Annotated in this window: 10 protein-coding genes; 8 read left to right on the forward strand and 2 right to left on the reverse strand. The window is 62.8% G+C overall.

Annotation, left to right across the window (positions count from 1 at the left end; genetic code table 11):
• Positions 1–60 precede the first annotated feature (60 nt).
• Complete coding sequence (locus tag PQQ96_RS40315; protein ID WP_408302736.1) at positions 61–1,032, reverse strand: thymidylate synthase; 972 nt, start codon at positions 1,030–1,032, stop codon at positions 61–63.
• 175 nt (positions 1,033–1,207) lie between these two features.
• Positions 1,208–2,602: a sigma-54 dependent transcriptional regulator gene (locus tag PQQ96_RS40320; protein ID WP_408302738.1), complete on the reverse strand. Its 1,395-nt coding sequence runs from the start codon at positions 2,600–2,602 to the stop codon at positions 1,208–1,210.
• Between the two features lie 537 nt (positions 2,603–3,139).
• On the opposite strand from PQQ96_RS40320, the gene PQQ96_RS40325 reads away from it, so the two are divergent.
• From PQQ96_RS40325 to PQQ96_RS40360, 8 genes are all read left to right on the forward strand, one after another.
• Positions 3,140–3,679 (forward strand): hypothetical protein, encoded by a 540-nt coding sequence (locus PQQ96_RS40325; protein WP_408302740.1) that lies wholly within the window; start codon positions 3,140–3,142, stop codon positions 3,677–3,679.
• Positions 3,680–3,741: 62 nt separating this feature from the next.
• Positions 3,742–4,230: a FapA family amyloid fibril periplasmic chaperone gene (locus PQQ96_RS40330; protein WP_408302742.1), complete on the forward strand. Its 489-nt coding sequence runs from the start codon at positions 3,742–3,744 to the stop codon at positions 4,228–4,230.
• A complete protein-coding gene (locus PQQ96_RS40335) occupies positions 4,227–4,877 on the forward strand; it encodes a FapB/FapC family functional amyloid domain-containing protein (protein WP_408302744.1) in 651 nt (216 codons plus the stop codon). The genes PQQ96_RS40330 and PQQ96_RS40335 overlap by 4 nt, the downstream gene beginning before the upstream one ends.
• A 29-nt stretch (positions 4,878–4,906) precedes the next feature.
• On the forward strand, positions 4,907–6,295 hold the full coding sequence (locus PQQ96_RS40340; protein ID WP_408302746.1) for a FapB/FapC family functional amyloid domain-containing protein: 1,389 nt from the start codon (positions 4,907–4,909) through the stop codon (positions 6,293–6,295).
• Positions 6,296–6,479: 184 nt separating this feature from the next.
• Positions 6,480–7,094, forward strand: coding sequence for a C39 family peptidase (locus PQQ96_RS40345; protein WP_408302748.1), 615 nt, complete (start codon positions 6,480–6,482; stop codon positions 7,092–7,094).
• A gap of 6 nt (positions 7,095–7,100) precedes the next feature.
• Positions 7,101–7,901, forward strand: a complete 801-nt coding sequence (locus PQQ96_RS40350; protein ID WP_408302750.1) for a peptidase C39 — start codon at positions 7,101–7,103, stop codon at positions 7,899–7,901.
• A 111-nt stretch (positions 7,902–8,012) separates the two neighbouring features.
• Entirely contained in the window at positions 8,013–9,452 is a 1,440-nt protein-coding gene (locus PQQ96_RS40355; RefSeq protein ID WP_408302752.1) for a hypothetical protein, read from the forward strand.
• A 186-nt stretch (positions 9,453–9,638) separates the two neighbouring features.
• Entirely contained in the window at positions 9,639–11,084 is a 1,446-nt protein-coding gene (locus PQQ96_RS40360) for a sigma-54 dependent transcriptional regulator (RefSeq protein WP_408302754.1), read from the forward strand.
• The last annotated feature ends 208 nt before the right edge of the window (positions 11,085–11,292 follow it).

Raw genomic sequence — 11,292 nt, forward strand, 5'->3', positions numbered from 1 at the left:
GGATTCACATCGCGGGGGTTTTTCTTTGGGCAGGCTGCAGGCGAAGGATTAGACCGCCACTCAGACCGCCATCGGCGCTGTCAGCGGCTCATGGTGCCGGTAACCGACCAGCGAGAAATCCGACGGCTCAATTTTTTCGAGCCATTCCGGCTCATAGACACCGGTTTTCGCATAGTCCGGCACACGGTCGGAGATCGCGAAAGCAGGGCTTTCGTAAGGCTCGCGCGTGAGCTGTTGCTGCAACATATCGAGCTGGTTCTCGTAGATGTGCGCGTCGCCGATGAAGTAGGTGAACCAGCGCGGCGTATAACCCGTCAGGCGGCCGACCAGATGCAGCAACGCCGCGCCTTCGGTCAGGTTGAACGGCGTGCCGAGACCGACATCGTTGCTGCGAATGTACAAACACAGCGAAATTTCGCGTCGCGCAACATTCGGCAGAAACTGATAAAGCAGGTGGCAAGCCGGCAGCGCGATCTGGTCCAGCACGGCCGGGTTCCAGGCATGAAACAAAATCCGCCGGTCGGCGGGGTTCTGCATGATCGTGTCGAGACACTGCCGCAACTGGTCGATCGCCTTGTACAGCAGTACCTTGGCGCTGCCGTCTTCCTCGAATTCCGTCACCACCTGGAAGCCACGCGCCGTGGCGTCGGCCAGTTGCGCGGCGGCGCCTGCGTCCAGCACCTTGTAGGCCGGCCACTGGCGCCACTGCACGCCGTACACGTCGCCGAGATCGTCCGGGCCCTCGCGATACGGATTGGCGAGCCATTGCGGATTCTGGTTGGCGTTCGCGTCCCACACCTTGCAGCCCAGATCGCGGAAATCCGCGGCGCTGCGCGAGGCGCGCAGAAACCCCACCAGTTCGCCCACCGCCGACTTGAACGCCAGCTTTTTCGTGGTGACGGCGGGAAAGCCCTGCTGGAGGTCGAAGCGCAACATGGCGCCCGGCATGCTGATGGTGCGGATGCCGGTGCGGTTCTCCTGCCACGTGCCGGTGTCGAGAATCGTGCGGACGAGGTCGAGGTATTGTTTCATGCGGGTTCCTTCGACGAGGCGCGCACCTGGTCAGGTGCATGCGCCACGGAGATTGAGCGGAAAACCCGATTTTAACAAGCGCAGCCGGACGGCGCCCGGTCCGGGCGCGCCATGGGGAAAATATCGGCGGCTAAGAGGGAGACTAAGTGGGCAACTAAACGGGCGACCAGGCCCGTCAAAGATGCGGCACCGAGGCCGGCAACTCGCCGTGCGGCGTGTTCAGCGGTTCGCCTTCCATATGGCGCATGCCATGCGAGCACAGCAGGCGGTACAGCGTCACGCGCGAAATGCCGAGTTCCTGCGCGGCGTCGCCGAGACGGCCGCGATGACGCAGGAGCGCGAGCTCGATAGCCTGACGTTCGGCCGCTTCGCGCGCCTGCGCGAGCGACACCGGCACAATCTCCACATACTCGGCCAGCTCAAGATCGCGGGCGGTGATCGCGCGCCCTTCCGACATCACGATGGCGCGCCGCACACGATTGATCAGCTCGCGCACGTTGCCCGGCCAGCCGTAGTTATGCAGCGCCGCGATGGCGTCGGGCGCGAAACCGCGCAGACGGCGGCTTGCATCTTTCTTGAAACGTTCCAGCATGTGCCGCGCAAGCAGTTCGATATCCTTACCACGTGCCCGCAACGGGGGCTCGTCGATTTGCAGCACGCACAGACGGTGATACAGGTCGGAGCGGAACCGCCCTTCAATCATCGCGGCCGTCATATCCACGTGCGTCGCCGAGATGATGCGCACGTCGACGTCAATCGACCCGTGACCGCCCAGCCGCTCCACTTTGCGTTCCTGCAGGAAGCGCAGCAGGCTCGCCTGGCTTTCGAGCGGCAGATCGCCGATTTCATCGAGAAACAGCGTGCCACCATTGGCCGCTTCCACGCGGCCGATCTTGCGCTGATTGGCGCCGGTGAACGCGCCGCGCTCATAGCCAAATAGTTCGGATTGCAGCAGATGCGGCGGAATCGCGCCGCAGTTGATCGGCACAAAAGGCGCATTGCGGCGCGCCGAGCGTTCGTGGATCGCGACGGCGGTCAACTCCTTGCCCGTTCCCGATTCGCCTGATATGAACACCGGCGCGTCGGTCATCGCCACTTTGCGGATCGAACGGAACAGCGCGAGCATCGCGTCGCACGAACCGACCATTTCGCCTTCAGCGCCTTGCGAACCGTCGGTCGATGCCGGCTCGCCCAGCGAGATCATGCCGTACGCATGACCGACCGAATCGACAATCCTGTCGCCCGAGTAAGGCACCGTTACATAGTCGAAACAATAGTCCCGCACGAGCCGGCGCAAGGCCGCGTCCTGTAATTGTCCGGGGGTGGTCGCCGCAACCCAGCCGACGTTCGGCATGGTCAGGCAGGACTCGAAGGCGGCGATTTCATGTGGCTGAAAATCGCTAGACAGATCGAGCAAGCCGCCAGCCGCCATTCCGGCGCGAACAGCACGGCGTACATCGCGCGCCGACCCCACGACTTCGACATGCCAGCCGCGCTGATGGAAGCGCGTGTTCAGCTCCGCGCTCGGGTCGCGTGAAACGTAAATCAGTTGCCGCGTTGCGGGTTCCATTATTCAGATCCTCTCGTCAACGAACGTTAAGGATGACGCACGCACCTGAACCGAAGTTCAGACACGCTGACTCGTTCGGGATTCGCGAAATAGCAAAACCCGAACGGCCATTCCATTCCGTGCGGACAGCTGATCCCCAAGAAAGCGGCGTGTGTGTTTGAGACGGCCCGTTAGCGGGCTTTTTTAAATCTGAAGCTCTTTTTCGAGAGCTTACTATACACGCGCCGCTTGGAAAACAATTATGCGAATTTAATCGGAGACCCCTTTCCCAGCAAGGCCTGGCGGCCGATCAAGACTTATTCAGCTTATGAATAAAACCAATGTGGAAGCGCTTTTCCTAGCGTTCACCCTCAGGTAGTTCATACCGTCGGATTTAACGAATTATAGGTATTTTCTGCCTGCCGTTTCAGCGCTGAAACGTTTTTGTCTGATTTCTCCCTCGTTACTCCGACGTAAGCGGGTCCCATCCAGACGCATCAATGGATTGCGACTCATGGCACACGTTTCGCTAAATGCTGTGCACCAAGGAGACACATCATGCGACTCGCTTTCCGCATCGACCTGAGCAGCATTGCACCTTGCGCCGCACTATGCGCCGCCGCGGTCGCTTTGATCGTGCTGCCCGCTGGCGTCAATGCACAGGAATCCACCCAGTCCCAATCCGCCACGATGGCCGAAACCACCGATACCGGCTCCGCCACCCTCGCGAGCTCGACGCTCGCAGCGGTGGCGTCCCGGGACACGGCGGTCACCGGTACGGCGAACACCGCAGCGGTGGACAACAGCGTCGCCGCCACGAACGACAGCACCGCGTCACGCAGCGATCTGGCCGGCAACGCGCTGAGCATTCCCGCCGACGCCGCCTCCGTGGCAGATCTCGTGCTGGACGATCAGGCGCTGTCCCGCCAGCGCGGCGGCTTTAGCGGCATGTTGATGGTCTCCGCGACGCCGCAACTGATGCATGGCGGCAACGGCGTGACGCTGTGGGACGAAATCGCCCCGCCGTCGCAGTTGCCGGTTCCCGTCGACGTCGCCCGCTCCGCACAAGGCAACGTCACGAGCTACCAGAGAAATTAGCACAACGACCTGCTCGCTGCCCAACACCGCACCGACCGATCGTCTGCCCGCAAGGAACTGACATGACCGCCTCAACCCAGAAGCCGAGCAGCAGCCCCTGCGCAGCCCTGCTGTGCGCGCTGCTCGGCGTGCTCGCTGCCGGCGCCACGACGGGCGCGGCCGCGCAGGACTCGACCGCACCGGGCAACCTAATCATCGAGCGTGACATCACGCCACGCGATGCGTTCGTCCCGGTGCCGAAGAACCAGGATCCGATTGCCGTGCAGGTCCAAACCTTCCCGACCGCGGCCTTCGACGGCGCGCTCGGCTCGACCGCCAGCGATCTCGATCTGAACAGCGCGCACGGTACCAGCGGCATCACCGGCAACAGCTTTATGCCGGCGCTGGTCGGCACCAACGGCATCCAGCACATGCTCGCGGGCAACGGCAACTCCGTTCCGGTTGGCGCAGGCGCCAGCTTCGGCGGCGCTGGCGGAATCGGCGGCTCGATCGCCCAGTCGGTCAACGGTGCCCTCGCCCCCCTCGGCGCTGCTTTAGGAGCCATGAAATGAAGACGACGCACGCACCGGCAGCGAAGCGCCTTCCGTCACGCAAGCAGGCACGCTGGCCCCTGATGGTCTGTGCGCTCCTGGGTTTTGCGAGCGTCGCGGCACACGCTCAAACGCCACCCGCGCTCGTCGACGCACAGTCGGTGATCGGTAACGGTGCAGCCAACGGCGCGATCGGCGTCGTCGCCATCAACGAGTCGGCAGGTCTCGACAACGTGCAAGCGAATCAGGGCGTGTTCACCAATGGACAGGTCCCTCTCAATCTGATCGGCAGCTCGCAGAGTGCGTCCACGAACGCCAAAACGACGGCCGCAAAAAGCACGATCAGCAGTAACGCATTTTCAAACACCTCTGGCCTTATCGAAGTGAATCAGTCGGCGGGTGTAGGGAATCTTCAGCGGAACAGCGCCGTAGTCGGTTCTGGACCGCTTGAAGCGGAGATCGTAGCGGATGGGGTGCTATCCGCTACGACCGCCAAGGGCGGTGGCCTGGGAAGGTCTAGCGATAACCACGACGCACGCGAGGTGTCCATCGGTGCGGACGCGCTCAAAAACGTCAGTGGGATCGTCCAGATCAACCAGGCAGCCGGCTCAGGTAACGTCAGTTCAAACAGTTTTGTGCTCCGTCCCCCGGCGGGCACCTTTTTCTAACCAGCCACACTCTTTATCGGAGCGTCATCATGAAGCGCACTATCATTGCAGCGGCTGTCCTGTCGACGATGGCAGTAAGTTCCGCTTACGCAGAATGCACGGCCGGCTGCGATCCAGCTGAGCTCTTTACGGCAACGAACATCTATACCGACATCGGCGAATTCGGCTTCATCACGCTGCGCGGCCATGTCGACGTGTCGAGCAGTTCCGGCGCCACGGTCAACAACACGCAAAACGTGAGCGTCAACGGCGTTGTCATGGCGACGCCGCCGCAGTCCTACACGGCTGGCGCAGTGACCACGACCATCGACACGTCCAAGAGCTGGAACAATGCGAGCGGCAGCGGTGGCGGCTGGGGCGTGAGCCAGTCGTATAGCAGCAACGCCTGGGCCTATAACAAGAGCAACACGCAAACCAACTCGGCCTCGTCGAGCGCTGCCTTTATCGCAGGCGGCGGCTTCGCGACCGGCATCGAAGGCTCGGTCAACGGCTACAACTACGCGAACACGCATACCTCCGCGAACGGCTTCCTCGCAGCGGGCTTTATCGCCGGCCTCGGCGGCGGCCCCGGCGTGCTCTTCGGCGGCGTCGCAGCAGGCTTCGCTGGCGCGCTGAACACCCACGAGTCGAGCAACTTCGGCGCCGGGCTTGAAGCGCAGGCAGCCGGCTACGGTGTGGCATACGGCGGCTACGCGGCAGCTAGCCAGAGCACGGCAACGGAAGGCCGCAGCGGCTATGGCGGCAAGGTTAGCGAAAGCTACTCGGAAGGCAGCCACGCCTACGGATGGGCCAACAACTATAGCGACGACAAGGGCACTGTCACGGTCACCGGCTCTGTGACCCAGTACATCAACACCGAAAAGCCGACGACGATGTCCGCCGGCATCGGCAAGGATGCGCTGGATACCGCAAGCGGCAACATCGGCGTCAACATCTCCACCGGCGTAAACAACGCCCAGTCCAACGACGCCGCCCTGTCGAACATGGATGTCGGCCCCGTGTTCGGCTCCGCGCAGATCTACTCGACCCAGGCGTCGAGCGGCTCGGCGACAGTGGGTGACTTCAGCTTCGTCGCCTCTGTCGGCGCAAAAGCACTGTCCAATGCAACGGGCAATATCGGCGTGAACGTGGCCTCGGGTGCGGGCAACGTGCAAAACAACAGCCTCGCAGCATCGGCTACGACCGACAGCAGCACTTCAGGCAAGGGGTATGACAGCAAGCAAGGCGGCGAAGTCATCGCCAGCGACCAGAACTGCCAGACCGCTGGAACTGCTGTCAATGGCACGTTCACCGGGTCGGCAATGCTCGGCGCGGGTGCTCTTAACAACGCTAACGGCAATATCGGTGTGAATATCGCATCGGGCGTAGGCAACCTGCAACACAACGGCCTTGCAGTCGCCAGCGTGTCGCATCAGTAATCAGTAGTCGGTAACTAAAGCTGCATAGCAGGAAGACAACCGGTCAGCCTTCGTGCTGACCGGTTGTCTCCCCAGGGGGGGATAGACCATGTTCGGGGTGAGCAGGGCAAGGCATGGCTTTTTTGCGGCGCTCTTCGCCGGACTCGTGCTGTCACAGACGGGTCATGCGCAGAGTGCCCTTTCCATGAACGCCTCAGCGGGTGTGCCGTTCAACATGAACGTGCGGTCGATCCGCGAGCTACGCTACAACCACATCGTTTCGCAGCGTTTCGACTACAGCTGCGGCTCGGCCGCTCTGGCCACGTTGCTGAAGTACGGCTACGGCATCGACATTCCCGAAACCGAAATGATCCGCCGCATGATGGTGTTTTCGACACCGGAGGTGGTGGTCAAGAACGGCTTCTCGATGCTCGACATGAAGAAGTTCGTCGAAACAATCGGCCTGCGCGGCCGAGGGTTCCGTGTCAACGCCGAAGCGCTTTATCACCTGCAGATTCCCGTGCTCGTGCTGATGAACAGCGACGGCTACGAGCACTTCGTCATCGTCAAACACGCGGAAGACGGCCGCATCTTCATTGCCGACCCCGCCCTCGGCAACCGCATCGTCATGGAAGACGACTTCGTCAAGAAGTGGAACGGCCTCGTATTCGCGGTCGTCGGCAAGCCATTCAAGGAGGATTCTCCGCTCTTGCAAGGCAATGAGTCGCTCGCGCTCAAGCTGCGCGAACGTGCGCTGGAAAACGGTACGGCCGCGACTCCCTTTGTTGAATACGGTTTGATAAAGGCAGAGTTGTTCTGACTCATCATGGACCGAAACTTAATCGCCATTGGCTGTGCGTTGTGTTTCACAACGTGCGGCCTTGCATCAGTCGCGCAGGCTGCCGAGCAGGCGCCGACTGTGTTTGAAGACGCCGGCGCGCTCAGGCTGCAACCCGTCGACGACACCGTCCTCGCCAACCAGACCGGCAAAGGGATTGCCGGGGACATCATCTCGGGCGTCGTCATCGATCTGCTGTCGCAATGGCAGTTGCCCAACGGCGCCACCGCCGTCGCCTCGGGCGCCCTCTCCATCGTCACCAACGCGCTCAACCAGCCGAGCGTGCAGGTCAGTTCATCGGCCTCCGTGACCAGCCCGAACGGATCATCGGGCAGCGGCGCCAACCGTAATGCCAGCGCGAACGGCGGACAGAACGTCAACGTCAACGGCGTCTCGCAGATCACCCAGGTGGCTGGCAACGGCAACCTCGGCACCAACCAGGCGCTGATCGATTTCAACGCCTCACCAGGCAGCCTGAGTGGTGGCACCTATAACAACGCCACCTCGGCTGCCGCAAGCAATGCGAACGGCTCGGTGACCGCCGCCGTCAGTTTCGCCAACGGGGGCATTTCGATTGCGCTGCAAACGCCGGCTGGGCTCGCCACCCAAACCATCACGCCGAGCAGCGCACAACAAGCCGGCATGATCGCCCAACTCTTGCAGATTGCAGGCAATAACCAGCAAGTCGCCAACCAGTTGCAACTGCATCTGCAGACGCAGCAGATGTCGGCCTCGATGCTGCGCCAGATGGGCGTCCTGCAAGCCCTGCAAAACAGCGTAAGGAGATAACACGGGCCGCCACCCGATCAGGACCGAGACCAAGTACCAAAGCAGTACCAAAGCGACCGCGCGAGGCAAAGGAGACATGCGACGCGCAGTCAGAATACCGGGGGAACAAAAATGATCAGATTCTCAAAGACCGGTACGCCACGCATGGCGTTAGCGGCCATTCCGGCCGCAGTCATGCTGTTTGCGCTATCGCAGGGGGCCAGCGCGCAGGCGCTCGCCGATCAATCGGTTGAAGACCGGCTGAACACGCTCATGCGCGTTGTCAGCGAGCAGCAAAAGCAGATCATCTCACTCGAGCGGCAGGTCACGAACCTCGAAATGGAACAGCGCGGCCGCGGCGCGCCGGGTTACGGCGAGCCGACTGGCAACGCCGCGGTCGCCGAGCAACCTGGCGCGGACGGCCTGCCTGTGCCGCTGCCGCCACTGGCCCAGGTGAACCCGGGCACGCCCGCGCCGGGCAGCGGCACGGGCACCGCGACCGGCGTGCCGGTCAATCCGCCGGTGCCGGATAACAGCAGTGGGGGCGGCCTGCCGGCCGCGACCGACGGCAGCGGCGCGGTCGGCCAGACACAGAAGGCCGCGCAACCCGTGCGCACGCAATCGGAAGACGCGGTAGTGCAGAACCAGCAGCACACGCCGCTGTTCGAGCACAAGCTGACCATGGACTGGGGGATCAGCGATACCTACTACGACCGCCGCCAGTTGCAACTGTCCGGCTTCCTCGCGCTCGATGCGATTTTCCTCGGCAACATCAACCTCGGCGAAACCAAGTCGCACCAGGTGATGGCCGACCTCGATACGCGCTACGGTCTGACCGACCGCATCAGCGTCGACCTCGACGTGCCCTATATCTACCGGCACAGCAACTTCATCGTCGGCGGCGCCGGCGGGGCCGCGAATACGGTCTCGGACGCCTCGGCAAATTCGAGCGACGTGGGTGACATCAACTTCGGCATCTACTACGAGATCCTGAAGGAAACCAACAGTCTGCCGGACCTGGTCGGCAGCCTGCGCGTCAAGGCGCCGACCGGTTCGTCGCCGTTCGGCATCAAGCTGCAGCAGGTCGATGCCGACAACACCAACCTGGTCGCCCCCACCAAGCTGCCCACCGGCACCGGCTTCTGGAATATCACGGCGGGTCTGTCGGTGTTGAAGACCTACGATCCGGTCGTGCTGTTCGGCAGCGTTTCGTACACCTATAACATTGCGCGCTCGTTCGCGGACATCTCGTCGGTCGTCGGCCAGACCGAACCGGCGACGGTCAAGATCGGCGACGTCGTGCAGTTCGGCGGCGGCGTAGCGCTGGCGTTCTCGGACAAGGACTCGGCCAGCATTTCGTACACCATGGCGCTGGAACCCGAGTCGCAGACCAAGGCGCCAGGCGGAACCTATTCGAAGGTGCCCGGCAGCGAGACCACCGCTGCCGCACTGACCTTCGGCTTGAATCATGTAGTGAACAAGCACTTGACGATCAACGGTTCGGTGTCTGTGGGCCTTACGCCCGACACGCCGAACTTCGTGATCGGTGTGCGCTTTCCCTACACTTTTTGACGTGCCAACGATACGAGGTTGATCGTGCGCGAATCACCCCATCTGAGCAGCGTTACACCGCCCTCCGGCGCTCATCTGTCGATTGCCCGAGCGCCGGAAGCACCTGTGACACGAGTAACGGACGGCCTCGTGGGGCGTCCGTCGGAAGTCTCTTTGGCACGCCATCAGGAGGCTGCCGTGGAGCGCTTGCACAAACCCTCCGCCGCCCCGAAAGAGACTGGCCTGCCGCACGTGCAGACCGAACGGACGCTGCTGTACGTCGCGCGCACGCCGGACGAGACGCTGACCGCCCATCTGAAGAGCCGCGGCTGGCAAGTGATGGTTGCCCGCTCGGCGCATGAACTCGCGCGCCTGCTCAAACCTGACGTGGTATGTACCGGCATCGTCGACCTGGCCAGCTTTGCGTTGCGCGACCTGGGCGGCCTCGAAACGAGCCTGCGTCAACAGCAGATCGGCTGGATTGCGCTCGCCACGTCGGAACGCCTCACCGACCCCGACGTGCGGCGCCTGATCCGCCACTACTGCTTCGACTACGTCAAGACGCCAGTGGCCAACGCCACGATCGATTACCTCGCCAGTCATGCACTCGGTATGGTGACGTTGTGCGATGCCGATGAGATCCCGCCTGCCGCGCCCGCGGCCGACGATGACGACGAAATGGTCGGCACCTGCGACGCGATGCAGCAGCTCTTTCGCACCATCCGCAAGGTAGCGAACACCGACGTGAGCGTGTTCATTTCCGGCGAGTCGGGCACTGGCAAGGAACTCACCGCGCTCGCGATTCACGAACGCTCGCCACGCCGCAAGGCGCCGTTCATCGCGATCAACTGTGGCGCGATCCCGCATCATCTGTTGCAGTCCGAACTATTCGGCTACGAGCGCGGCGCGTTCACCGGCGCGAATCAGCGCAAGATCGGCCGGGTCGAAGCAGCCGATGGCGGCACGCTGCTGCTTGACGAAATCGGCGATCTGCCACTCGAAAGCCAGGCGAGCCTGCTGCGCTTTTTGCAGGAAGGCAAGATCGAACGTCTCGGCGGTCACGAGTCGATTCCGGTCGACGTACGGATCATTTCGGCGACCCACGTCGACCTTGAAGGCGCGATGCGCGAGGGGCAGTTCCGCGCCGACCTGTTTCACCGCCTGTGCGTGCTGCGGGTGGACGAACCGCCGTTGCGGGCGCGCGGCAAAGATATCGAAATCATCGCGCATCACATCCTGCACAAGTTCAAGACCGATAGCGCACGCAAAATCCGCGGCTTCACGCCGTCGGCGATCGAGGCGCTGCACAACTACAACTGGCCCGGCAATGTGCGCGAGCTGATCAACCGGGTGCGCCGCGCGATCGTGATGGCGGAAAACAAGCTGATTTCCGCCGACGACCTCGATCTCGCGCAATTCACCGCGCAACAGACCGTGACGCTCTCGCAAGCACGCGAAGCCGCCGAGAAGCGCGCGATCGAAGCGGCGCTGCTGCGGCATCGTCATCGGCTGAATGAGGCGGCGGTGGATCTGAATATTTCTCGCGTGACGCTGTACCGGCTGATGGGTCACCACGGACTGCGGGAGCTGAGTGCGGCCGACGAGAAGGCGGCGATTGAAGCATTCGCCGCCGACGAGGCTCCGCACAAATGACGCGCAGCGCCGGCCGGGTTGGCTCGCCCGGCCGGTGGCGGCATTGCCTGCCAGGAGGTGTGGCACGGCCTGCGCGGGGCCGCCTCCGCAGCCCGCCAAGGTATAAGCGCTGGCTGCCCTGCCAGCGCCTTACTGCCCGCCAAACTGGTAGCATCAACCTGGTCAGGCTGGCGCCGGCGTAGCCGCTCATCCGGGCGCCGAGCCGGCC

This window comes from Paraburkholderia sediminicola (assembly GCF_046027825.1).
GTDB classification, from domain to species: domain Bacteria; phylum Pseudomonadota; class Gammaproteobacteria; order Burkholderiales; family Burkholderiaceae; genus Paraburkholderia; species Paraburkholderia sediminicola_D.